We start from the raw sequence: 23963 nt of genomic DNA on the forward strand, positions 1-23963 counted from the left end.
AAAATCTAAAATCAAATGACTCGTTTTATCCATGATCAATTTGCTAAACAATATCTCACAGAACTATTTACACCTTATGGTAAAGTAGAGACAAGTAAAGATATTACCTCAGAAGTCAGACAAATTGATATATTATTTACACCATCATCACCATCCCCAGAAAATATAGAAACCTTGGGAATATTAGGGAGAATGGGAACTTATGCAAACTCAGTAGTAATTGAACCATTCCGTAATGCGGTAAGTGAAAGTGAAATTCGTAGTTGTATGGGTAAATTATTTGATATCCATGCAGAAATAGAAAGACAAGGAAAAAGGAATAATACAAAAACAAACAACCAGGAATTACCTTTTTTATGGATATTAACACCCACTGCATCAGAAGAACTCTTATCAGGTTGTAATGCAACTCAAGATTTAGAAAACTGGGGACCAGGGGTTTATTTTACCGGAAAAGTATTCAAAACTGGAATTATTGTCATTCATCAATTACCCAGTACACCAGAAACTTTGTTTTTAAGGATATTAGGGAGGGGAAAAGTCCAAAGACAAGCAGTGGAAGAGTTAGAAGCACTAGCTAATAACAATCCATTCTTAGAAAATGTTATAAAATTAGTAAATGACCTAATTGCTATTTTATCAGCCCGCCAACAAAAAGAGAAAGATATTGATCAAGATGATCAGGAGTTGATTATGAAATTATCAGAAATGTATGAACAACTATTAGCAGAACTGAAAGAACAAAAACGACAAGAAGGTCGTCAAGAAGGTATTGAAGAAGGTCGTCGAGAAGGTTTAGAACAGGGTTTAGAACAGGGTTTAGAACAAGGTCGAGAACAAGGTCGAGAACAGGGTTTAGAACAAGGTTTAGAACAAGGTTTAGAACAAGGTTTAGAACAAGGTCGAGAACAAGGTGAAAAAAGAGAAAGACGTGCAATGGTAGAAAGTATTTTACAAGTACGTTTTGGAGAAGTTGATGCTGAATTAGCTAAAATTGTGGATCAAGTAGTTAATATATCCAGAGAAGAGTTTACGCCTTTACTGTTACAGTTGTCTCGGGAGGAGTTATTAGCTAGGTTTAGAAATTAGCACTCATGTCAACTTAAAGTAAAACCGATAACCCGACTGGGAATGAATTCCCAGTCTAATAGCAAAAGTCATCTAAAGATGACTAAAAATACCTGTAAATTTATCTTTCTTCCTTTGCGCCTTTGCTCCTTCGCGCCTACCCTGCGGGATCTCCTGACGGAGATTGCGCGAAACCTAAATCAAGATGTGCCTCATTTACCTTTAATCAAAAAAAGTAAACATAAAAATGATCTTCCTAGAACTCGTCCTGCAAAATTTCGGTCCCTATGCTGGTAGACAAGTCATCAACCTTGACCCCAGAATTGATCAAGAAAATATTCGCCCCATCATCCTATTAGGTGGTATGAATGGAGGGGGAAAAACCACGTTAATGGATGCTATTCGCCTCGCATTATATGGATCACGCGCTCAATGTTCCACCAGAGGAAATTTGAGTTATAATGATTTTTTAACTCAATGTGTTAATAGTCAAGCTGACCCCATTAATAAAACCCGAATTGAATTAGTTTTTGAACACATTGAAGACGATAAACCTGTTAAATATCGGATAGTCAGAACTTGGGAAAAAAATCCCAAAGATGGTAAAGACTCATTAGGAATTTTAGGTGATGATGAAACCTGGCCGCAATCATTAGCTAATATTTGGGATGAATATATAGAAAATATTTTACCTTTAGGTATTTCTAATTTATTTTTATTTGATGGTGAACAAGTTAAAGAACTTGCAGAACAAGAAACACCACCTGCTGTAGTTGTAGATGCTATTAATGGACTTTTAGGGTTAGAATTAGCTGATAAATTAGCAGTAGATTTAGAAATATTAGTCAATCGTAAGAAAAAGGAAACTGCTGATAAACAAGATTTAGCTAAATTAGAAGAATTAGAAAATCGTTTAGCAGAACAATTACAAGAGCAACAAAATAAAGACAAAGAATTAAAAAAATTAGAAACTGAATTAAAAGATTTAAAAATTCAATATGATGAAGCATTAAATAAATATATCGTTGAAGGTGGAAAACTCGCTGCTGAACGGAGTCAACTAGACACCCAAAAAGAAACGCAAATTAAAAATACCGAAAATGTCCGTCAAGAGTTATGTGAATTAGCGGCAGATGTGCTACCATTAGCGTTAATTCCTAATTTATTATCCCAAATTCAAACCCAAGGGGAAAAGGAATTAAAATTTCAACAAATGCAATTAGCTAAAGATGTTTTAATTGCTAGAGATCAACGTTTGTTAAACTTGCTAAATCAGTTAAATCTAGAATTAGAGAAAATTAATAGTATTCAAAATTTCTTAGTTGAAGATATTGATAAATTATATGCTGTTAATTCATCTACAAAAACGACTTGGTTAAATGCGGATGAAGAAAGTTTAACTTTGTTAGATAATGTGGTTTATCGTTTACAAATTGCTGAAAAGACAGCTAATACTAAATTATTAGAATTGCAAAATTACGAAGAACAAATATTAACTATAGACAGACAAATTCAAACAGCAGCAGCACCGGAAGCGTATACAGAATTACAACAAGCTAGAGAAAAAGCAGAAACAGAATGGAATAAAGCTAATACTAATGTAGAGTTTTTAAAACGTCATTTGTTAGAATTACAAGCAACAATTGAGCAAACCAGGAAAGAACTGAATAATTATACTAGCGATAGCTTGAAATATCAAAGTACAGAACATTTAATTAATGCAGCAACTAAAGTACAAGCTACCTTAAAGATATTTAGAGAAAAATTAACATTAAGGAAATTGAATAAATTAGAAGAAGAAGTAAAAAACTGTTTTTTGTATTTATTACATAAATCAGACTTAGTTCATAGAATCGCCATTGATGCCCAAACATTTAGCATAGCATTATATGATTTAAAAGGAAAACCAGTACCGAAAAATCGCCTCTCAGCAGGAGAAAAACAACTATTAGCGATCGCCTTCCTTTGGGGTTTAGCAAAAGTATCAGGAAAACGTTTACCCGTTGCTATAGACACACCATTAGGAAGACTCGACTCATCCCACAGAAACAACCTAGTAGAAAGATACTTTCCCGCAGCAAGTCATCAAGTAATCTTACTTTCCACCGACACCGAAATAGCCAAAAAAGAAGTCGAACTACTAAGAGAAAACGAAGCGATCGCCCGTGAATACCTCTTACAATATAACTCCGGCAAAAGAGAAACCACAATAAAAGACGGTTATTTTTGGTAAATAGTTTGGTAAAATCATCAATATCATCCTCGAAAAATCATCATGATCTCACTACCAGCCTTAGAGAAAATACCTAAAAACTTACCCATAGAAGGTGCTATCACCATAGAAATACAAGAAGGAACACCAATATTTCGTGCCTCCATCAGCGTACAAAATCATATTGAAAACTTACTAACAAAGCAACAAAATACAGAACTCACACCAGAAGAAGAACAAGAACTAGATAGTTACGAAGAAATAGATGATTATTTAAGTCTTTTAAATCGTTTAGTGCGTAACATTGCTCAAAACAAAAATACTATAAATATGTAACAAATATCTAAAAATAGTGAATAAAAAAATTAGTGATGCAATTCAGCAAAAAGTACGTCAAAGAGCATTAGAACTATGTGAATATTGCCACGCATCAGAAAAATGGCAGTATGTATTATTCACAGTAGATCATGTAATTCCCTTGAGTAAAAATGGTCAAGATACAATAGATAACTTAGCCTTAGCCTGTTTTCATTGTAACCGCAAAAAATCCAATAATACAACAGCAATAGACCCAGAAACTGGTAACGAAGTTGAATTATTCAATCCTAGAAAAAACAAATGGAGTGAACATTTTATTTGGTCGAAAGATGGACTAAAAATAATTAATAGGGATAACACCCACAGGAAAAGCAACAATAGCAAAACTAGACCTAAACAGAGACAGAATCATCAATATTCGTGCTGCCGATAAAACAATTAACCGCCATCCACCCCCAGAAGATCCCATTTCTTCATAAAAATTTAGCCAGCCAAATTTTACCCTCTTTCTTCCTTCTTACCTTCGTGTCCTTTGCGCCCTTCGTGGTTTATTAATAAAAAAAATATGGAATCACCAATAGAACGTATTAGACTATCCCAAACAGCCAAAGATCAACTACTAAAACTCAAACGTAACACAAAAATAGAACAATGGAACATCCTATGTAGATGGGCGTTTTGTCGTTCCCTAGCAGAAACCGCCACCCCATCACCCGTACCCATACCCCAAGATAGCAACGTAGAACTAACCTGGAAAGTATTTGGGGGAGAAATGGCCGATATATTGCTATTAGCATTAAAACAACGTTGTCACAACGACGGTTTAGACACCGACAAAGAAACCCTCATCACCCAATTTCGTTTACACTTACATCGGGGTATAGGATACTTAGCAGGAGATCCAAATATTAAGAGAATTGAAGATTTAATAGAAATGGCAACAAAGAAAGTAAAATCCTCCTGAGTTACCCCAAGACAGAAGTTAATTAATTTTAACTTCTAAAGTATTATCTTTTCCCTTTATTCTGTCACCTGTCACCTGTCACCTAAAAAATAATGAAAGAAATTCAAGCACTAAAACAGGCAATTCAAAGCCGAAAAATGTCAGGTTTGCTATTATTAGGCTTTGCTTCTGGTTTACCATTATTCCTAACAACTCGCACCTTGCAACTATGGATGAAAGATGCCGAAGTTGACGTTGCTAAGATCACATTATTTGGATTAGTTAGTTTACCATACTCCTTAAAATTTATCTGGTCGCCTCTAATTGATAGATTTTCTCCCCCATTTTTAGGAGGAAGAAGAGGTTGGTTATTTTTAACGCAAATTGGGTTAGTCATAGCTATCTTAGCAATGGCATTACAACAACCAACCCAGAATACCCAAATATTAATGACATTAGCAATTACATCATTTATAATTGCTTTTTTAAGTGCCACTCAAGATATTGCTGGTGACGCTTATCGCACAGAAATTTTAAACCCCTTAGAATTTGAAACCGGCGCATCATTGTGGGTTTTAGGTTATCGTATAGCCCTATTTATAGCCTTTTCCCTAGCCGCATGGTTAGCCGGATTTCTGTCATGGAACATAGTTTATTTACTCATGGCAGGATTTATGGGCATAGGTTTAATTACCACATTTTTTGTAGCATCAGAACCGCAAATAGAAAATAGTGAACTATCTAGAAATAACACCTCTTTAAAAATCAAAGATATTATATTTCTCTTAGTAATTATTACTATTATTACGAGCTTGGTCGGTGGTGTAATATCAGAAACTATCCCATTAAAAGTCTTCTATTGGATATTAGGCGGACTACTCATAACTTGGATTAGTGCATCAATTATATTGCCTAAACCTCCACTAAATGAACAACAAGAAAATATCACACCCCACACATTACAAGAAGCAGTAATTTTACCATTACAAATCTTCTTAGAAAAATTCGGCATCACCAAAGCACTGATAATTCTGATATTTATCATTCTCTATAAACTTGGTGACTCCTTAGTGGGAATTACAGCTAACTTATTCGCTAAAGAGATTAAATTTGATAACCAAGAACTGGCAACAGTTTATATTATTGGTTTAGTTGCCACTACCGTAGGAGTCATCTTAGGCGGGATAATAATGTCCAGAATCGGCATCAATCGCGCCCTTTGGATATTCGGTGTACTGCAATTACTCAGCAACTTAGGTTATTATGCACTAGCTATCACCGGCAAAGACTATTCTATGTTAGCGATCGCCATCATGATAGAAAACACCACCGCCGGATTAGTTACAGTGGCCACCGTAGCCTATTTAATGAGTCTATGTAGCCACAACTTCACCACCACACAATTTGCTCTCTTTTCTAGCCTCATGGCACTAAGTCGAGACGTACTTTCAGCACCCGCAGGAGATTGGGCAAAAGCCACCGGCTGGCCTTCATTCTTCCTCCTATCAATGGTAGCTGCCCTCCCTGGATTGCTACTACTCCCCCTAGTTGCCCCCTGGAACTCACAAGCAGTACCATTAAGCAGACCAGGACTTGAAGAAGAAGAGGATTTATGGGAAACCAAGTAGTAATTCTTGTCGGTACATTTGTCCTCGTTATTACAGGTTTATTACTGGGCTACGTACTCTCACAATTAGTTTTAGGATATCTGGCCTTTAGCCTCCTCACCCTCCTGGGAACAATCAGCCTAGTCTTAATTTTTGGTACACTGTACTACGTTTTATTCTGGCAACTAAAAAGAGAACAGTTACAACCCTCCACTCCCAGCCTACCTAATCAAGTAGACGAAGAAATCACAGGTAACTACCTCAAAAACCGACTCATTGCCAGATTATCCGGTGACGTAGCCGCAGCCGAAAGATTAATTGAGCAAGCCAAACAAAATTATCCCGGAATGCCAGAAAATTGGTATTGTGAACGAGTTCTGGATGATTTGGATCGGGATGAACGTTAACCTTTAGTTTTTCCTGCCTCTAAACTCGCTAAAATAAATTAAGAAAAATTTACATTAACTGGTTTTGCCACCAGTTACCCCATTATTTACAATCCCGAATATGGCTTTTTTTCGTCAATACATCGCCCCCCTACTCGTAGTTCTAGTATTTTTGATTGCCCTAGTCGCAGTCAGCGCCCGGATTTTTCTACCCTCCGACATGGCCGCACCCGCACCCATTGGAGTGATAGTTAGTAATTTGTAAAGAAGGGAACAGGTGACAGGTGACAGGTGACAGGTGACAGTGAAGAAAACTTGAGATTTTAGATTTTAGATTAGATTGGAGATGCTCAAAACAATCCAAAATCCAAAATCCAAAATCCAAAATTGAATCGCCCCATGCCCAATTTTGACTTTCCCGTGGACGGCTATTCTATTCGCCGAGGTTCTACCGTAGATAAAGCACTCTTGGTTAAGTTTATCCAGCGCACTTACCAAGAACTCTTTTCTAATCAAGATTTTTCTCATCTCGCCCGTACAGTGGAACAATATTTCTCTACTGATACACCTTTATGGTGGGTATATGAAACTCAGGGAACAGGTAACAGGGAACAGGGAACAGGGAATAGTGAAGAAATTACCCAGTCACCAGTCCCCAGTCCCCAGTCACCAATCCCCACAGCCTGTCTTTGGGCTGGTAACGCCATAGATCAAGTTACAGGCGATCGCCATGCTCACATATTCTTACTTTATGTTGTCCCTTCCCATCGTCGTCGGGGGATAGCTAAGGCATTAATGCAGCATATAGAAAACTGGGCAAAACAAAGGGGCGATCGCCAAATCGGACTCCAAGTATTTACCTCCAACACCCCCGCCCTCAACCTTTATCAAAATCTTGGTTATCAAACCCAATCCCTCTGGATGATAAAATTCATTAGGTAATGGGTAATTGGTAATTGGTAAAAATGTTTCCTCCTGCCTCCTGCCCCCTGCCTCCTGCCTCCTATATAATTACTTTTTAAAAAAAATATTATGTACGACGAAGACGATATAAACCTACTTGATAACGAAGCTGATTTAGAAAGCCCCCTCGACAAAATAGAACCCATTACCCCTGAATCAGAAATAGTCAAACCTGATCCAGAGGCAATGCTGGCACTCCTGGAAGATCCTCAATCCCAGCAACGAATGTTAGCCGCCCGTGCATTTTGTGATATTCAGGATGAACGAGCCATACCCCATCTGATCCGCTTGTTAACTGATTCTTGTCCTTTAGTCAGAGTTAGTTCCGCTTATGCTTTGGGGCGCAATCCCAGTCCTGAAGCCGTTGAACCCTTAATTAATCAACTTAACCGCGATTTTAATGGCTATGTCAGAAAAGGTGTAGTTTGGGCTTTAGGCAACTGCCGCGATCGCCGTTCCTTAAACCCCCTCATAGATGCCCTCAGAACCGACATTTCCGCAGTCCGTCTCTGGTCTGCCAGCGCCCTCGCTCAAATGGCAACCCTTGGTTATGAAGTAGTTATTGGCGCAATACCTCCCTTAATTGAAGCCCTTGTTCAAGACCCCATACCCGCAGTCCGTAGTAATTCCGCTTGGGCAATCGGTCAACTGTGTAAAGAATTACCTTCTAATGTGGTCTACGCCACAGCTATAGACGCATTAATTCAAGCCTTTGCTGAAGACAAGGATCTGGGTGTCAGAGAAGATGCTAAAGCCTCACTTCTAGGAGTCGGTGATCCCCGTGGTTTGCAATTAATCGAAACCCTAGAACAAGAAGGATGGTTCTAGGTAATTGATAATTGATAATTGATAATTGATAATTGACAATTGACAATTTTAGATTGGAGTTCAGAAAAACAATCCAAAATCTAAAATCCAAAATCCAAAATCGGCAACTCCCAATCAATCTCAGGTTTACCCCAACCCCTTAAAGCTGAATTAATAGCTGAAAAAGGTTTACTACCAAAAAAGCCATTACGTGCGGAAAGGGGTGAAGGATGGGCAGATTTAATGACTAAATGTCGGCTGGTATCAATTAATTTCAGCTTCTTTTGTGCATAGCCACCCCACAACACAAAAACCACTGGATCGGATTTTTCATTAACCTTTTCAATCACCGCATCAGTGAAAATTTCCCACCCTTGATTTTTATGGGAATTTGGTGTGTGCGCCCTCACTGTTAACACTGCATTTAACATCAAAATACCTTGTTTAGCCCAATTCACCAAATAACCATGATTGGGAATATCACAACCCACATCTGCTTTTAATTCTTTGAAAATATTTACCAGTGATGGTGGTGGTTTAATCCCCGGTTTCACAGAAAAACATAAACCATGAGCTTGGGTTTCATCATGGTAAGGATCTTGTCCCAATAACAAAACATTTACCTCTTCATAAGACGTTAATTCAAAAGCTGAAAAAACATCTTCTTCCCTGGGATAAATATTATAAGATTGTCTTTCTTCAATTAAAAACTCTTGCAGTTTATTAAAATAAGGTTTCTCTAATTCTTCCGCTAAAATTGATTTCCAAGAATTAGGCAATTTCACATTTTTCTCTATCAATTATCTTCACCTCACCTCATAATTCGTAATTAGAACAACTCTTCCCAGTCACCAATCACCAATCACCTATTCTTCAGGACGTTCTATATCATCTTCCCCTAAATATTCACCATTTTGAATTTCTAGAATTACTAAAGGAATAGAACCAGGATTTTCTACCTTATGCAAAGTTGCAGCAGGTACATAAGTTGACTGGTTACTATTTAACAATATTTCCTTATCACCACAAGTTACCTTGGCCACACCAGAAACTACAACCCAATGTTCATGACGATGATAATGGATTTGTGGTTTAATACCGTGTCTAGGTTTAATTTCCACCCGACTAATTCGATAATTTTCCCCCTCTTCTATGACTTCCACATGACCCCAGTAACGTTCCCCTGAATGAGAAGAACATTTTTCAATATTGGACTTTATCTCATTCTCATGCTGACTCATAACTGATTTACCACCTGGTTTAATTGTTATATCTGACAAAAGTTGTTATCTTTTTGTACCACATTCTGATTGATCGCTTTGTTTCTTTATCTGCGCCTTTATGTGAGATATGGGAATGTAGTTCATTTACCTAAAAATCACCATTAAATTTATATTACATATCGATATTTTCTAGATAGATAAAGTTTTATTATAGAACACAAATTGTTAAAATTATAGTGATGACAAGTAGACAAGTAATGGATTTATAATGGCGATCGCACAATTTGCAGCAGGATTTACCCCTTGTGTAGTTGATAATTTTAAATAACTATTGACTAAAGTTTTTAACCAAGCAGGATCTATCCATTTCTTTAAAACCATCGCTTGTACTGGCGTTAATTTCTCTACATTTGGCAAAAACAAAACCTGTTGTTTACCTACATCTTCTAGATTGTTAATATTAGCTAGAGGAATTACACAATATTTTACACCTACAGCCTGTAAGCGTTTATTAATCCCTGTCCATTCTTCGACATTTTCCTCGCTTTGAATTATGTTGAATACCCCTGTTTGTGTGGAAGCATTTACAGGTAAAATACCCCCAATGCTAAACATTAAAAAATTCAACTTTAAACAAAATAATCCCCTGATGGGAAATGGAAATTTAAGATTTTTATGGCTTTTATTCATTGCTAATAATTGGTGATGTAATACTGACAACTAACCACTAATAACTGATAACTGATAACTGATAACTGATAACTGTCTACTGACAACAAGTATTAATTAAATCCTCAACTCCCGCAACTGGGAATATGCTGATATTCAACTGATGCGATACTTCTTCTACTGTCATATCATCTAAAAATATTAACTCACCATGTTTGAGCATGACACTGGGTAATAAAATACCATCTCCTAAATCTTGTCCTTTTAAGTGGTACAGTAAATCATGTCCGGTTAATAATCCGGTAACACTGATATTTTGCCCCCAATAATCACTATATAAAGCACGCATTTTTACATCCAAACCTTCTACATTATTTAACTGTTTAACCAGTGGTTTAAATGCCGTTTCTACTGCGTTACCTACCACCCAAGTTAATTTTTTTTCAGGAAAGATTTTTGCTGGTAATAATTCGTTAGCTGCATGGGTAAATTGTTTAATAAATAAGCGAATAGAACCCACACCATTATCTAGTTGTGGATATTCTTCATATTCCGCTTCACTTGGTAATTCTTCACCAGCAATTAAAAACCATTCATCCGCTAACCAAGCTACATTAGAACCATATTTTTGTTTAAATTCTTGGCACAGTAATTTCACTTGAGATATCACTTCTTTGGCTTTTTCTCTTGTTACAGGTACTAGTTCATCTTCTTGAGGACGAAATCGGGTTAAACCAACGGGAACAACTGCTACTGATGCTACTGCTGGTATTTCTCCTGTATGAAATGATGTCAAATCTCTTAATGTTTTTTCTAGATGTTCACCATCATTGATTCCTGGACAAACTACTACTTGAGCATGAATTTGTAAACGTCTTTCTTGAAACCATTTGAGTTGTTGTAAAATCTGTCCTGCACGGGGATTTTTTAATAGTCTAGTTCTCACTTCTGGTTCTGTCGCATGAACAGAAACATATAAGGGAGATAATCGCATTTGTTCAATTCGTTGCCATTCTTTTTCTGGTAAATTCGTTAAGGTTAAATAAGAACCATACAAGAAACTCAACCGATAATCATCATCTTTTAAATACAAACTGGAACGTTTACCAGGTGGTTGTTGATCAATAAAGCAAAATGGACAACGGTTATTACATTGAATTAAATTATCAAATAATGCCGTTGCAAATTCTAATCCTAAATCATCATCATAATCTTTTTCAATTTCAATTTGATGAGTTTTACCGCGAGCATCTAATACTTCTAGTTCTAAAAATTCATCTGCACACAAAAATTGATAATCAATTAAATCACGGGGTTTTATCCCATTAATAGCCACAATCGCATCACCAGCTTCAAAGCCAATTTCAGCAGCGATGGATTCGGGTAGCACCTTGGTAATTTTTGCAGGTTGAATGGTAGACATAATATTAGGGAATAGGGAATAGTGAATAGAAGGCAAAAGGCAAAAGGCAAAAGGCAAAAGGCAAAAGGCAAAAGTTAATATTCTCTCCCTGACTCCTGACTCCTGACTTCTTAAAAATTATCCTTGCCAACCGTTGGCGATCGCTAATAAAATAGCACAACCAAAGGCTAATCTATACCAAACAAACACAAATGTATTTTTTGTCTGTAAGTACCTAATCAAAAATGCAATTGATAAATAAGAAAAAATAAAGGTGGAAACAATTCCTATAACTAATAATAAAACTATATTATCTGGTAATTGCCCTTCCTGAAACAACTTAAAAATTTTCAAACTTTTATATAAGGTAGCTATCGTCAAAGTAGGAAACCCTAACAAAAATGAAAACTTCGCTGCTGTATCACGTTCTAATCCTAAAAATAAGGATGTAGTTAAGGTTGAACCAGAACGAGAAACCCCAGGGATTAAAGCTAGAGTTTGTCCTAATCCTACCAAAATACCATCCCGAATTTGTAAGGAATCAAAACCACGCTTGCGAGTGCCAATTTTTTCTGCTAACCCCAATAAAATCGCCATGATGACTGACATTATAGCAATGATTAATGCACTTTCAGGTAAAATATCTTTTAACAGAAAACCAAAAATTAATGCCGGCATTGTTCCTACAGCAATACCCACCAATATTTTCCATTCTTCTCGTTGCCAATCTTGATCTTGAAATGCGGCAATTGCACCTGTAACAATACTAGAAATTTGTGACCAAAAATATAATAATATCGCTATCACACTACCAAATTGAATCGCATCCACAAAATCTTTAGCACCTAGTTCTTTCCAAGCAAATACTTTGGTGACTATTAACAAATGTGCTGTACTACTAATCGGTAAAAACTCTGTAATACCTTGCACAATACCTAAAATAAAAGCTTGCAACCATTCCGGGGTAACTTGTTTTGTATTTTCTGCTACGGCCAGCAAATGGGATGATAGTTGGGATGATAGTAAATATATACTACTTGCTTCTAAAATTGTTGTCATTAACCAGACTCCCAAAATGGATGCGTAATTTTAACAAATTATCCAACCTGATCCGCTATTGTCATCAGTTTTTCCGGGCAAGATTTTTTGGTGACTGGTGACTAGTGACTGGTGACTGGTGACTGGTGACTGGGAAGAAAATTTTAGATTTTAGATTTTAGATTTTAGATTGGAATTGACAAAAATAATCCAAAATCCAAAATCCAAAATCCAAAATTGTATCGCCAATTACCAATTACCAATTACCCATGCCCTGGAATTTATTGTATAATTAAAATGCCCCTGGGGGGGATTTTAGAGTGTGATATTGTAGAAAAGTAAAGTTTAGTAACAAATATTAAAAACCTTGATTAATAATACGTTGTCATCCTACACTACTGCGACTTCCTCGATTGAGACAGATTTGTATACCGCTGACACCAAGCCCAGAGGTATCCAAGAATTAGAGTCTACTCTTTCCTTGTCGCCTTCTCTACCAACGGCGATCGCAATTAACCAAATTTGGTTAGTATTTGCAGCGGCGGTGTTTTTGGTATCTGTACCAGTATTTATAGAAGCGCCCTTAGTGCGATCGCTACCCAGTCTCAGTTTAGTCATCACAGGATTTTGGATTTGGCTGAGTTTAAAATTAATGTCCCGACAGCAAACCTATCTGTGGGGCGATTTACTCTTAGGATTTAGCCTCAGTTGGTTAACAGGAGCGATTTACTGGGGTTGGTTACGTTGGGAACCCCTGTGGCACTTACCCATAGAATCAATCGGCCTACCCTTTGCTATTTGGTGTTTGCGGAAAAACTGGGGTAAAGTCGGTAACTGGTTTTATCTTGGTTCTCTATTTGGAACTGTATTAACAGATATATATTTCTACTTAGTAGACTTAATGCCTTTTTGGCGGCAAATTATGAGAACAGATGCCACGGGAGCGTCACAAATCTTAAAAAATGCCTTAGCACAAGTACAAACACCTTGGGGAGAAGGCTGGGCAATTATGTTAGCCTTAGCATTGTTAACAGTGGGGCTGGTATCTTTGGGTAATAAGCAACGGCATTGGTACGCCTTTGGTGGAGCAGTTTTGAGTACAATTTTAGTAGACAGTCTGTTTTTACTAGCTGCGATTCTGGCCTGAAATTCTTAACCACCTAAGAGCAAAAATTAGTAACAAGTTGGTAATAAGTTTGTAACAAATTTTTACAAAGTCAAATCCCAGAAAAAACACTAATGTGGTAATAGCGAGTAATACCCAAATTTTCAACTTCAATTACAGCTAAGTTGGGTAGTTCACTAAGCTGTATATTAGTTTTTGATGACTGCTGTGTGTTAATTCAGCTATCAGCTATTAACCAGAGCATGAAGTCAGAGGCAATCGGTAATCCATCAGCCTGAACTTCAGCAGGATGAAATAATTACCTCATAACTCGCACTTATGCCCCTAGTTAACAGCTTGTAGTTGAAAGCTTTTATTTCTGTTGGATGGAAAGAGGTAGAAAAATCGTGAAAGGATTAGTACGTTTATTAACAGTTTTTAGTTTGTTGCTAGGTGCTTGGGGATGGTTAGGAACTAATCAAACAGCCCAAGCTGCTGGTTTTCAAAGCTTTAGTTGGCCACAAGTTCCTGTGATGGCAATTGCTCGTCAAAACAAGGCAGATCAGAAGTTAGCAACAGAATTTGGTAAAAAAATAGATTTGAATAATACCAATATTGCTGCTTTTCAACAGTATCCAGGGCTTTATCCCACCTTGGCTAAAAAAATCATCAAGAATGCGCCTTACAAGAGTGTAGAGGATGTATTGAATCTGGCAGGATTGAGCGATCGACAAAAACAGACCCTACAAGCTAACTTAGGCAACTTTACCGTGACAGAATACGAGCCTGAGTTTAACGAAGGTGATGATCGTATTAACAACGGTATCTACAGATAAACCTGATTGGTGATTGGTGATTGGTGATTGGTGATTGGTGATTGGTAAAAAGTTCATTACCCATTACCCATTACCCATTACCTATTACCCATTACCCATTACCCATTACCCACCTTCCCTAACCTTGTCTCAAATAGATATACCTAACCAATTTGATGTATTAGTAGTCGGCGCTGGTGCTGCTGGACTATATACAGCACTTTGTCTACCAGAATCCTTAAAAGTAGGCTTAATTACTAAAGAAACTGTTACCTTATCCGCCAGTGATTGGGCGCAAGGTGGTATTGCTGCTGCCGTATCCCCAGAAGATTCACCAAAACTGCATATTCAAGACACCTTAAAAGCTGGTGCAGGTTTGTGTGATATCGAAGCCGTAGAATTTTTAGCCCAAAAAGCTCCTAGTTGTATTCAATCCTTAGTTAACTTGGGTGTAGCTTTTGATCGTCATGGAAACACCCTAGCTTTAACCTTAGAAGCTGCCCACTCCCGTCATCGGGTTCTCCACGCCGCCGACACCACAGGTAGGGAAGTAACAACTACCCTCACGGACCAAGTATTGCGTCGTCCAAATATCCAAGTGATTCAGCAAGCTTTGGCTTTGTCCTTGTGGATAGAACCAGAAACAGGTCACTGTCAAGGAATCAGCTTATTTTATCAAGGTCAAGTTACATGGATCAAAGCTGGTGCTGTAGTTTTAGCCACCGGAGGCGGTGGTCAAGTATTTGCCCAAACTACTAACCCTGCGGTGAGTACAGGTGATGGAGTGGCCATAGCATGGCGGGCGGGTGCTATTGTTCGTGATCCAGAATTTGTCCAATTTCATCCTACAGCCTTAACAAAACCAGGACGTTTTCTCATTAGTGAAGCGGTACGGGGTGAAGGAGCGCACCTTGTGGATAACGAAGGACGACGTTTTGCTTTTGACTATGATCCAGCAGGTGAACTTGCTCCGCGAGATGTGGTAAGTAGAGCTATTTTTAGTCATCTCCAACGTACCGCAGAGGATCTTGCTACTGCCCATGTTTGGTTAGATATGCGCCCTATTCCTGCTGATAAAATTCGGCAACGGTTTCCTAATATTATTAAAGTTTGTCAGCGTTGGGGTATTGATGTTTTTCATCAACCGATTCCTGTAGCTCCTGCTGCTCATTATTGGATGGGTGGTATTGTCGCCGATTTACAAAATCGTACTAATATTCCCGGTTTATATGCTGTGGGAGAAACTGCTAGTACGGGAGTTCATGGTGCTAATCGTCTAGCTAGTAATTCTCTGTTGGAATGTATTGTATTTGGAGCGCAGATGGCTGATTTAAAGCTAGAAGTACCGCCAGCAGAGGTTACAGCCCAGGTTAAAGATTTGGACCCTAGTCCGTTGTTTTGTAATTTATCTGTCAGTGCGTGGGAAAATCAAAAAGCACAGTTAGAAAGTATTAGGGAAAAATTGCCGCGTTTAGTCTGGCAAAATGCTGGTATTTGTCGAGAACAATCAAGTTTAGAAAATGCGATCGCTACCATTGAATCTTGGGAGCAGGATTTTACGAGTTTGCCTTTAAGTCAATTCTTGGAAAGTTTACATCCTACAGCAACAGCCAGTTTTAACCTACCAAATATTGACCAACAATTGCGGCTTTGGGCAGAAACTCGTAATTTATTAGATGTAGCTTATTTAATTCTTAAAAGTGCCGCTTTTAGAACCGAAAGCCGGGGCGGACACTACCGCTTAGATTATCCCCAACCAGACTCTGATTGGCAAGTACACACGATGATCCAAAATCATCACTGGTGGAAATCTCAATCCATATTACCAGCTTATCCAAAATCTAATTAGGGTTTGCTGAATAAATCTGAAAACTTTACAGGTAAAGGGTTTTAGCTATTTTGACTTTCAAAAAGTGCAAGCTTTTCTGAGGTGGCAACTGAAAAACCTTGCACTTAATTCCTACTTAAAGAAAAAATCGTTCCTATCCAACTCTTGAAACTGTCACCTGTCACCTGTCACCTGTCACCTGTCACCTGTCACTGGTCTCTCACAGATAACTTTTTCAGCAAACCCTAACTAAGCTTAACGCTAGAGTTAGGGAAAAATTTCAGACGAATTATTGCGCTAGTTTACCGAAAATACTTAAAGTTTTGCGGTCCTGTATAACCAGTAATTTTGGCTAGTTCGTTTAAATTCTGCACACCACCATAGATTTGACCATTAATCACCCAAGAAGGGAAACCTTGAATTTTGGCAGCTTGACACAATGCTGGCTTACCTTTAGGACTGTCTGCTGCACACTCTACAGCTATATTATCGTTGATAATTTTATAAGCTTCTTTACCAAAGAGCAGCTTTTGTTCGTGGCAATGAGGACACCAATAAGCTACATATTCCTTAGCGCCAACTTTAACTAAATGTTCTGCTAAAGCAATTTCTGACTCTCCAGAAGTAGTGGTGATTTCCCAGCCAAATGCAGGGTTAGGGTTTTCCTTGGGAACAAAAGCGGAAATTCGCTGAGGACCATCCGCCGATCCTACAGTGCCATCGGCATTAATACCAGAATAAACTCCCAAGGTGGCAATTAGAGTCACCATACCGACAAGAATAGCGGTAAAGAAGATTTGCCCAATATCTTCCCAGTCACGACCCAAGATGGTGAGGGTAAGCATACTCAAAGCAAACAAAGCCGAAGCGATGCAGTACCAACATAGAGCTTTGAGTTCAAATGCCAGGACATACATTAAATATGCACTAAATACAGTCATGGCGATCGCTCCCATCAAGAGCAACCACCAAGTCAAAAATTCTATTTGTTTAACATTTTTGATCTTGTCTTTTTCTCCTGATTTTAATGTTAAGGGAGCTAAAGCTAATACGAACATACCCACATATCCCAGCAAACCAAACAAAGCTAAAGGCTGTCCAAAAACTGTCCCCCAAGGGCTAGAAAGGACATCAGCACAACCTTTAACGTTTTCTGGAGTAGTACAAAGAGGGCTACCTCCGGTCAGCTTTTCATAGGTGAGATAACCTGTGTTCAGGATACCAAGTCCAGCGATCGCCCCAATGATAGGACGCGACCATTTATGAATCCAAGGAGTAGAACGACGACGAATCATAATTGGTGATTGGTGATTGGTGATTGGTGATTGGTGATTGGTAATTGGTGATTGGTAATTGGTGATTGGTAATTGGTGATTGGTGATTGGTAATTGGTGATTGGTGATTGGTGATTGGTAATTGGTGATTGGTGATTGGTGATTGGTGATTGGTAATTGGTGATTGGTGATTGGTAATTGGTGATTGGTGATTGGAAAACTCTTGTCCCATTACCCATTACCCATTACCCATTACCCATTTACGAATGTAACTTTACTGAGGAATTTGATTTAGGTTCACTTTTAGTATTCCAACTGCGATGAGCAGCTTCTACAAATTGACTGACGCGAATTGGATCAATGGGTTGCGAAATTTGCCCGTGACGTTTTAAAGAACTGGAAACAATCACACCATCAGCAGCTTGCATTAGCGTACCCACATTTTCCCAATCAGCGCCGCTACCGATAAAAACTGGTGTACCAGCAGCCGCACCACTAGCTAATTCTAGATCCTCTAGGTTGGGAGGGCTGCCAGTTGCCCAACCGGATAAAATTACACCATCTGCTAAACCTCTTTCTATTGTGTCTTTTACAGCCACAGTCAGGTTAGGAGAACTTAAAGGACGGGCGTGTTTAACCAGCACATCAGCCAAAATTTTGACATCAGAACCTAATTCTCTACGATAGCGTAGTAATTCATGTGCCTCCCCTTCAATTAATCCTTGATCAGTGGCCATTACCCCTGTGAGGACATTAACCCGGATAAATTGGGCTTTTACACAACTGGCGATCGCCATTGCACTTTTCCCATCATTTCTTAAAACATTTAAACCCACAGGTAAAGTTACTAAATTCTGTATCCGCTGTACTACCACCGTCATAGCACTGACAACAGCGGGATCAACTTGATTTTTAGTAAAAGGAGCATCAAAAAAATTTTCTACAATTAAGCCGTCTACCCCTCCACTGGCAAGGGCTGTAGCTTCTTGTTCAGCACGGTCAATTACCGCTTTCAGGCTACCTCCCCAACGGGCTGAGGTAGGTAAGGGTAGCAGATGAACTACGCCAATAATCGGTTTGCAAGTTTTGAATAGTTGATATAAGTCCACGTCTTTAATTTGAAGATGGCATTGTTCAGAGTTGAAAAATTAGTATTTAGCTATCAGTAATCAACAATCAGCTAAATGATACCAATAACAAAGATTCAAAATTTTGAATTGGCTATAAATTACGCCAATACAAAAAAGCCAACTATTGCTCAAGTCCTGTCATTCTCTGTATTTCATCTCCAGACTGAAAGCTGAAAGCTGATAGCTGAAGGCTGATAGCTGATTGCTATACTGATATGCTTTGGCGTGTTATTCAGGATTAAATAAATCTCCTCATGCTGAAGATGTAAATTGTCGTTAAACCTTTCATAAGATATGTTAAGATAAAATATGGCTACAAGAGGAGTTTGCCACTCACAAGACGCAAGGCCGCTTCCCGTTGTTTAGGTTTATAGCTGTCAGCACATTACAGCCCCAGCCTGAAAGTAGGGCAGCAATACTGCTTTATGGGCTTAGTCGCGTTAGCGATTTCCCGGAGGGTAGCGACTTCTCACCAACAGCCCTTTGGGCGGCTTCCCGATGGGTAAATTAACAACGCACACGCTGCGGTAATGTAAAATACCATTAAGCGAATCGTTAAAAAATATTAACAGTGTCTAAATTATCCCAAGACACTTATATTTACCCTGGGAAACAAAATAACAAAAACATCATAGCATAACCACTATCATGAACCATGAATAGGGTTATATCTCAATGGGAATTTGCTGATAGTGGCGAATAGTCACTGTAAAATCCTAGTTATGGTGCGGGAAAAAGCACCTAGTTAATGTTTGTAATGTTTGAAGAAAAGAGAAAAAAATTGAAGATTTTTTCAAAATATGGGTGACAAGCCAACAATTGCGATTTCACACCTGGGCTGCGAGAAAAACCGAATAGATACAGAACATATGTTAGGGCTGTTGGTAGAAGCAGGATATGGTGTAGATACAAACGAAGAGTTAGCAGATTATGTAATAGTAAATACCTGTAGTTTTATCGAAGCTGCCAGGGAAGAATCGGTAAGAACCTTAGTAGAACTGGCAGAAGCCAATAAAAAAGTAGTGATTACTGGTTGTATGGCGCAACACTTTCAAGAACAATTATTGGAAGAGTTGCCAGAAGCAGTAGCGGTAGTTGGAACAGGAGACTATCACAAAATAGTCAATGTGATTGAGCGAGTAGAACAGGGAGAGCGAGTAAAACAAATTAGCGCCGAACCCACCTACATAGCTGATGAAACCACACCACGCTACAGGACAACAACGGAAGGAGTAGCATACCTGAGAGTTGCCGAAGGCTGTGATTATCGTTGTGCATTTTGTATTATTCCTTATTTAAGAGGAAACCAGCGATCGCGTACAATTGAATCAATAGTAGCCGAAGCCGAGCAACTGGCAGCGCAAGGGGTAAAAGAAATCATTCTCATTTCCCAAATCACCACTAACTATGGATTAGATATTTACGGTAAACCAAAGTTAGCGGAACTCATTCGTGCCTTGGGGAAAGTAGATATACCTTGGGTGAGAATGCACTATGCTTATCCTACGGGACTAACCCCAGATGTAATTGCGGCAATTCAAGAAACATCTAATTTCCTACCTTATCTAGATTTGCCCTTGCAGCATTCTCATCCAGAGATACTTCGCGCCATGAATCGTCCTTGGCAGGGTAGAGTCAACGACGGAATTATTGAGCGCATCAAAGCCGCCTTACCATCAGCAGTAATGCGAACCACATTTATAGTTGGTTTCCCTGGAGAGACAGAGGAGCATTTTCAGCATTTACTAGAGTTTACAGAACGACACGAATTTGATCATGTTGGTGTGTTCACCTTTTCCCCAGAGGAAGGAACTCCCGCCTACGACTTACCCAATCAATTACCACAAGAATTGATGGTAGAACGTCGTGATCAAATCATGGCATTACAACAACCTATTTCTCTCCGTAAAAATCAGGAGGAAGTCGGGAAAATCGTTGATGTCCTGATTGAGCAAGAAAACCCCGGAAGTGGAGAGTTAATTGGCCGTTCCGGCAGATTTGCCCCAGAAGTTGATGGTCAGGTCTATGTTAAAGGCGAAGCCAGACTAGGAACAATCGTACCAGTCAAAATCACCAGTGCTGATGCTTATGACCTCTATGGTGAAGTGGTGACAGGTGACAGGTGACAGGTGACAGGTGACTGGGAAAAGATCAATAACCCAATTACCAATTACCCATTACCAATTACCCATTACCAAATTTACAAAATATACCAATTCTCTAAAATTCGGCGACTGATTAAAGTCCTCAAACCCAGATTCGGTCGGACTGCCATAATTACAAATTATGAATTACGTATCCCTAACCGGACCGAAGGAAATATTACGAATTGGTATTAAGTATTCGGCTTACAAGTCCAAAATTCACAATAAATAAAATCTAGGAGAATTAATGAATCTTACCTTTCAAGAACTAGGCATTTCCCAAGAGCGTGTTGAACAATTAGAAAGAATTGGCTTCACCTCACCTACCAACATTCAAATGCAAGCGATTCCCCAATTGTTAGAGGGACGTGATGTGGTGGGTCAATCCCAAACAGGAACAGGCAAAACAGCAGCTTTTTCTCTGCCAATGTTGGAAAAATTGGATGTGAGCAAAAGAGCAGTACAAGCCTTAGTTTTAACACCGACTCGTGAATTGGCGATGCAGGTTCATGATGCCATTTCCCAGTTTATGGGTGATGATGGTTTGCGTGTTTTGGCTATCTATGGTGGTCAGTCTATTGACCGACAAATGATGCAGCTAAAACGTGGTGTTCATGTAGTTGTTGGGACACCAGGACGGGTCATAGACTTGTTGGAACGTGGTAGTTTAAAACTCGACCAAGTGAAATGGTTTGTTTTAGATGAAGCTGATGAAATGTTGAGCATGGGTTTTATTGATGATGTGATCAAAATTTTGTCCCAAGCTCCCGAAGATCGGCAAACGGCTTTATTTTCGGCAACTATGCCCCCATCTATTCGCCAGTTGGTGAATAAGTTTTTAAACTCTCCGGTGACTGTCACCGTTGAGCAACCAAAAGCTGCACCTAATAAAATCAACCAAGTAGCTTACCTCATTCCTCGACACTGGACAAAGGCTAAAGCTTTGCAGCCTATTTTGGAAATGGAAGATCCAGACACAGCTTTAATCTTTGTCCGCACCAGACGCACAGCCGCAGAATTGACCAATCAATTGCAAGCTGCTGGTCACAGTGTAGATGAATATCATGGTGATTTATCCCAACAAGCGCGGGAAAGATTATTGACTCGTTTCCGTAATGGCCAAGTACGCTGGGTGGTGGCTACTGATATTGCGGCACGAGGTTTAGATGTGGATCTGCTTTCCCACGTGATTAACTTTGACTTGCCTGATAGTGTAGAAACCTACCTGCACCGGATTGGTAGAACTGGCCGCGCTGGTAAAGAAGGGACTGCGATTTCTTTGGTACAACCCTTTGAGCGTCGTAAACAACAGGCATTTGAACGCCATAACCGTCAAAGCTGGCAGGTGTTAACAATTCCTACGAGAGCGCAAATTGAAGCTAGACACATTCAAAAATTGAAAGATCAGGTGTCTGAAGCTTTAGCGGGTGAAAGGTTGGCTTCATTTTTGCCCATTATTAGCGAATTGACTGAAAAATATGATGCTCAGGCGATCGCAGCAGCAGCTTTACAACTGGCTTACGATCAAACCCGTCCTGCTTGGTTGCAAAATGGTGTAGATGTTCCTGATGAAGAACCTACTCCCAAACCCAAACTCAACAAACGTCGTGATGGCGATCGCTCAGAACGCAATTTTGGCGGTGACTACAACGAGCGTTCTGGAGGTAGTCGTGGCCGTTCCTGGTCTAAGTCTGACAGAAATGGCGATGAAGGAAGACCTACTCCCAAACCCAAACTACGGAAGGAACGCCAAGAACGCTATGACCGTCATGAGTCTCCTGTTTTACCAGGTAATCAAAAACAAATCTAGGTGATTGGTGATTGGTGATTGGTGATTGGTGATTGGTGATTGGTGACTGGGAAAATGCAAATAATTTCCCCCACCTCCCCACCTCCCCATCTCCCCATCTCCCCATCACAGTTAACAATTGTCAATTTTTCCAGGGTTGAGTGATTTGAGCTATTTCGTCAAACTCATCCTTGGTCATTTCCCAACCTAAAGCGCCGATGTTCTGTTTTACTTGTTCGGCGTTTTTGACTCCCGCAATGGGTATCACGTTCCCCTGGGCAATTAACCAGTTAAGGGCTACTTGGGCAGGGGTACGATCATATTTATTACCGATTTTTTCCAGTAAAGATAATACTGGGGCAATTTTATTTAAACCATCTTGACTAAATCGCGGATCTATGCTTCTCGCTCCTGTGGGTTTATAAGAGGTGGTATATTTGCCTGTTAATAATCCCTGAGCTAAGGGACTATAAGCTAATATTGTTACATCTAATTCACGGGCTGTCTGTAAAATCCCGTTGCTTTCAATTTGCCTTGTTAACAAAGAATAACGCACCTGGTTCACTGCTAAAGGTATTCCTCTTGCGGACAATATTTTGTGTACATTTCTCATTTCTGAGGCAGAATAATTACTGACACCTATTGCCCCGATTCTTCCTTTCTGTACCTCATCTGCTAAGGTGTTCATTAAAGTTTCTTGAGAAAGAAAGAATGTAAATGGCCAGTGAACTTGGTATAATTCAATTCTTTCTAATTGCAGACGTTTTAAACTTTCTGTTAACGCTTCAGATACAGATTTTCCATCCCAACGCCAAGGTAAAGGACCGAATTTAGTAGCAATTTGTACTTTTTCGGACGTTTGTTTGATGAACTTGCCTAAAAACTGTTCGGAAAGTCCTAAACCGTAAACTTCCGCAGTATCAAAGAAAGTGACACCTGCATCTACAGCAGTGGTGAAAGCTGCTTGCAGTTGTTCTTCTCCGTAATTATCCCCATAATTCCAAAATAGTTTGTCACCCCATGCCCAAGTTCCTAAACATAACGGGGGAACGGTTAAGCCGGTTTTACCTAATGCGATCGCTTCCATTTTGCTAAAATAGATTATATTTACATTTCTTTACAGTTTTAGTTTAACGTTTTCTTTTAACCTGGGAAGTGAAGCGGTGACGCATAGGTCATAAGAGAATGAACCGCAAAGGACGCAAAGGACGCGAAGTTAAGAGGGTTTAAGAGATATTTTGG

22 protein-coding genes and 1 pseudogene are annotated in these 23963 nt (G+C 39.1%); 15 read left to right on the plus strand and 8 right to left on the minus strand.

Going from position 1 to position 23963, the window contains the following annotated elements:
• Nucleotides 1-15: 15 nt before the first annotated feature.
• The 10 genes and pseudogenes from K2F26_RS14260 to K2F26_RS14305 all read left to right on the plus strand — a co-directional run bounded on the left by K2F26_RS14260 (nucleotide 16) and on the right by K2F26_RS14305 (nucleotide 8325).
• On the plus strand, nucleotides 16-1089 hold the full coding sequence (locus tag K2F26_RS14260) for a hypothetical protein (RefSeq protein WP_220608356.1): 1074 nt from the start codon (nucleotides 16-18) through the stop codon (nucleotides 1087-1089).
• Between the two features lie 226 nt (nucleotides 1090-1315).
• Nucleotides 1316-3301, plus strand: a complete 1986-nt coding sequence (gene dndD / locus K2F26_RS14265; RefSeq protein ID WP_220608357.1) for a DNA sulfur modification protein DndD — start codon at nucleotides 1316-1318, stop codon at nucleotides 3299-3301.
• A gap of 42 nt (nucleotides 3302-3343) precedes the next feature.
• Nucleotides 3344-3616 (plus strand): hypothetical protein, encoded by a 273-nt coding sequence (locus tag K2F26_RS14270; protein WP_220608358.1) that lies wholly within the window; start codon nucleotides 3344-3346, stop codon nucleotides 3614-3616.
• A gap of 13 nt (nucleotides 3617-3629) precedes the next feature.
• Nucleotides 3630-4077: pseudogene (locus K2F26_RS14275) on the plus strand (HNH endonuclease).
• 86 nt (nucleotides 4078-4163) lie between these two features.
• Entirely contained in the window at nucleotides 4164-4562 is a 399-nt protein-coding gene (gene dndE / locus K2F26_RS14280) for a DNA sulfur modification protein DndE (RefSeq protein ID WP_194054053.1), read from the plus strand.
• A gap of 92 nt (nucleotides 4563-4654) precedes the next feature.
• The gene (locus tag K2F26_RS14285) at nucleotides 4655-6169 is read left to right on the plus strand and encodes an AmpG family muropeptide MFS transporter (protein ID WP_220608359.1); all 1515 of its coding nucleotides are present in this window, start codon (nucleotides 4655-4657) and stop codon (nucleotides 6167-6169) included.
• Complete coding sequence (locus K2F26_RS14290; RefSeq protein ID WP_194054049.1) at nucleotides 6154-6555, plus strand: ABC transporter permease; 402 nt, start codon at nucleotides 6154-6156, stop codon at nucleotides 6553-6555. The genes K2F26_RS14285 and K2F26_RS14290 overlap by 16 nt, the downstream gene beginning before the upstream one ends.
• A gap of 100 nt (nucleotides 6556-6655) precedes the next feature.
• Nucleotides 6656-6799 carry a DUF8624 family small hydrophobic protein gene (locus K2F26_RS14295; protein WP_187041732.1) on the plus strand — a complete coding sequence of 48 codons (144 nt, stop codon included), beginning with the start codon at nucleotides 6656-6658 and terminating at the stop codon, nucleotides 6797-6799.
• A gap of 134 nt (nucleotides 6800-6933) precedes the next feature.
• Nucleotides 6934-7476 carry a GNAT family N-acetyltransferase gene (locus tag K2F26_RS14300; RefSeq protein ID WP_220608360.1) on the plus strand — a complete coding sequence of 181 codons (543 nt, stop codon included), beginning with the start codon at nucleotides 6934-6936 and terminating at the stop codon, nucleotides 7474-7476.
• Nucleotides 7477-7566: 90 nt separating this feature from the next.
• Nucleotides 7567-8325, plus strand: a complete 759-nt coding sequence (locus K2F26_RS14305; RefSeq protein WP_220608361.1) for a HEAT repeat domain-containing protein — start codon at nucleotides 7567-7569, stop codon at nucleotides 8323-8325.
• Nucleotides 8326-8405: 80 nt separating this feature from the next.
• Here K2F26_RS14305 and K2F26_RS14310 read toward each other — a convergent pair whose 3' ends face one another.
• The 5 genes from K2F26_RS14310 to K2F26_RS14330 form a co-directional block, all read right to left on the minus strand.
• Entirely contained in the window at nucleotides 8406-9089 is a 684-nt protein-coding gene (locus K2F26_RS14310; protein ID WP_246605365.1) for a uracil-DNA glycosylase, read from the minus strand.
• A gap of 81 nt (nucleotides 9090-9170) precedes the next feature.
• Nucleotides 9171-9545 carry a phosphomannose isomerase type II C-terminal cupin domain gene (locus K2F26_RS14315; RefSeq protein WP_220608363.1) on the minus strand — a complete coding sequence of 125 codons (375 nt, stop codon included), beginning with the start codon at nucleotides 9543-9545 and terminating at the stop codon, nucleotides 9171-9173.
• A 213-nt stretch (nucleotides 9546-9758) separates the two neighbouring features.
• On the minus strand, nucleotides 9759-10217 hold the full coding sequence (locus tag K2F26_RS14320) for a hypothetical protein (RefSeq protein WP_220608364.1): 459 nt from the start codon (nucleotides 10215-10217) through the stop codon (nucleotides 9759-9761).
• Between the two features lie 76 nt (nucleotides 10218-10293).
• Complete coding sequence (locus K2F26_RS14325) at nucleotides 10294-11619, minus strand: TIGR03279 family radical SAM protein (RefSeq protein WP_220608365.1); 1326 nt, start codon at nucleotides 11617-11619, stop codon at nucleotides 10294-10296.
• A gap of 117 nt (nucleotides 11620-11736) precedes the next feature.
• A complete protein-coding gene (locus tag K2F26_RS14330) occupies nucleotides 11737-12657 on the minus strand; it encodes an undecaprenyl-diphosphate phosphatase (protein ID WP_194054039.1) in 921 nt (306 codons plus the stop codon).
• A gap of 346 nt (nucleotides 12658-13003) precedes the next feature.
• Here K2F26_RS14330 and K2F26_RS14335 point away from each other — a divergent pair, with 346 nt between their 5' ends.
• From K2F26_RS14335 to nadB, 3 genes are all read left to right on the plus strand, one after another.
• Nucleotides 13004-13783, plus strand: coding sequence for a DUF3120 domain-containing protein (locus tag K2F26_RS14335; protein WP_220608366.1), 780 nt, complete (start codon nucleotides 13004-13006; stop codon nucleotides 13781-13783).
• Nucleotides 13784-14148: 365 nt separating this feature from the next.
• Nucleotides 14149-14577, plus strand: coding sequence for a photosystem II complex extrinsic protein PsbU (psbU, locus tag K2F26_RS14340; protein ID WP_194054035.1), 429 nt, complete (start codon nucleotides 14149-14151; stop codon nucleotides 14575-14577).
• 124 nt (nucleotides 14578-14701) lie between these two features.
• Nucleotides 14702-16405 carry an L-aspartate oxidase gene (gene nadB, locus K2F26_RS14345; protein WP_220611885.1) on the plus strand — a complete coding sequence of 568 codons (1704 nt, stop codon included), beginning with the start codon at nucleotides 14702-14704 and terminating at the stop codon, nucleotides 16403-16405.
• A gap of 281 nt (nucleotides 16406-16686) precedes the next feature.
• On the opposite strand, the gene K2F26_RS14350 is transcribed toward nadB, so the two are convergent.
• Together K2F26_RS14350 and btpA are read right to left on the minus strand one after the other, a co-directional pair.
• A complete protein-coding gene (locus K2F26_RS14350; RefSeq protein ID WP_220608367.1) occupies nucleotides 16687-17679 on the minus strand; it encodes a vitamin K epoxide reductase family protein in 993 nt (330 codons plus the stop codon).
• A 239-nt stretch (nucleotides 17680-17918) separates the two neighbouring features.
• Entirely contained in the window at nucleotides 17919-18767 is an 849-nt protein-coding gene (btpA, locus tag K2F26_RS14355) for a photosystem I biogenesis protein BtpA (RefSeq protein ID WP_194054033.1), read from the minus strand.
• Nucleotides 18768-19588: 821 nt separating this feature from the next.
• Between btpA and rimO the strand changes: the two genes are divergently transcribed.
• Nucleotides 19589-20914 (plus strand): 30S ribosomal protein S12 methylthiotransferase RimO, encoded by a 1326-nt coding sequence (gene rimO, locus K2F26_RS14360; RefSeq protein ID WP_220608368.1) that lies wholly within the window; start codon nucleotides 19589-19591, stop codon nucleotides 20912-20914.
• 265 nt (nucleotides 20915-21179) lie between these two features.
• Complete coding sequence (locus K2F26_RS14365; protein ID WP_220608369.1) at nucleotides 21180-22742, plus strand: DEAD/DEAH box helicase; 1563 nt, start codon at nucleotides 21180-21182, stop codon at nucleotides 22740-22742.
• A gap of 121 nt (nucleotides 22743-22863) precedes the next feature.
• Here K2F26_RS14365 and K2F26_RS14370 read toward each other — a convergent pair whose 3' ends face one another.
• Nucleotides 22864-23808 carry an aldo/keto reductase gene (locus K2F26_RS14370; RefSeq protein ID WP_220608370.1) on the minus strand — a complete coding sequence of 315 codons (945 nt, stop codon included), beginning with the start codon at nucleotides 23806-23808 and terminating at the stop codon, nucleotides 22864-22866.
• Between the last annotated feature and the right edge of the window lie 155 nt (nucleotides 23809-23963).

This window comes from Sphaerospermopsis torques-reginae ITEP-024 (assembly GCF_019598945.1).
Lineage (GTDB): Bacteria > Cyanobacteriota > Cyanobacteriia > Cyanobacteriales > Nostocaceae > Sphaerospermopsis.

What these genes read in the sequence shown, in the direction of transcription:
- K2F26_RS14260 (WP_220608356.1), top strand. Translation starts at nt 16, where the DNA reads ATGACTCGTTTTATCCATGATCAATTTGCTAAACAATATCTCACAGAA.
- dndD (WP_220608357.1), top strand. Translation starts at nt 1,316, where the DNA reads ATGATCTTCCTAGAACTCGTCCTGCAAAATTTCGGTCCCTATGCTGGT.
- K2F26_RS14270 (WP_220608358.1), top strand. Translation starts at nt 3,344, where the DNA reads ATGATCTCACTACCAGCCTTAGAGAAAATACCTAAAAACTTACCCATA.
- dndE (WP_194054053.1), top strand. Translation starts at nt 4,164, where the DNA reads ATGGAATCACCAATAGAACGTATTAGACTATCCCAAACAGCCAAAGAT.
- K2F26_RS14285 (WP_220608359.1), top strand. Translation starts at nt 4,655, where the DNA reads ATGAAAGAAATTCAAGCACTAAAACAGGCAATTCAAAGCCGAAAAATG.
- K2F26_RS14290 (WP_194054049.1), top strand. Translation starts at nt 6,154, where the DNA reads ATGGGAAACCAAGTAGTAATTCTTGTCGGTACATTTGTCCTCGTTATT.
- K2F26_RS14295 (WP_187041732.1), top strand. Translation starts at nt 6,656, where the DNA reads ATGGCTTTTTTTCGTCAATACATCGCCCCCCTACTCGTAGTTCTAGTA.
- K2F26_RS14300 (WP_220608360.1), top strand. Translation starts at nt 6,934, where the DNA reads ATGCCCAATTTTGACTTTCCCGTGGACGGCTATTCTATTCGCCGAGGT.
- K2F26_RS14305 (WP_220608361.1), top strand. Translation starts at nt 7,567, where the DNA reads ATGTACGACGAAGACGATATAAACCTACTTGATAACGAAGCTGATTTA.
- K2F26_RS14315 (WP_220608363.1), bottom strand. Translation starts at nt 9,545, where the DNA reads ATGAGTCAGCATGAGAATGAGATAAAGTCCAATATTGAAAAATGTTCT.
- K2F26_RS14320 (WP_220608364.1), bottom strand. Translation starts at nt 10,217, where the DNA reads ATGAATAAAAGCCATAAAAATCTTAAATTTCCATTTCCCATCAGGGGA.
- K2F26_RS14325 (WP_220608365.1), bottom strand. Translation starts at nt 11,619, where the DNA reads ATGTCTACCATTCAACCTGCAAAAATTACCAAGGTGCTACCCGAATCC.
- K2F26_RS14330 (WP_194054039.1), bottom strand. Translation starts at nt 12,657, where the DNA reads ATGACAACAATTTTAGAAGCAAGTAGTATATATTTACTATCATCCCAA.
- K2F26_RS14350 (WP_220608367.1), bottom strand. Translation starts at nt 17,679, where the DNA reads ATGATTCGTCGTCGTTCTACTCCTTGGATTCATAAATGGTCGCGTCCT.
- rimO (WP_220608368.1), top strand. Translation starts at nt 19,589, where the DNA reads ATGGGTGACAAGCCAACAATTGCGATTTCACACCTGGGCTGCGAGAAA.
- K2F26_RS14365 (WP_220608369.1), top strand. Translation starts at nt 21,180, where the DNA reads ATGAATCTTACCTTTCAAGAACTAGGCATTTCCCAAGAGCGTGTTGAA.
- K2F26_RS14370 (WP_220608370.1), bottom strand. Translation starts at nt 23,808, where the DNA reads ATGGAAGCGATCGCATTAGGTAAAACCGGCTTAACCGTTCCCCCGTTA.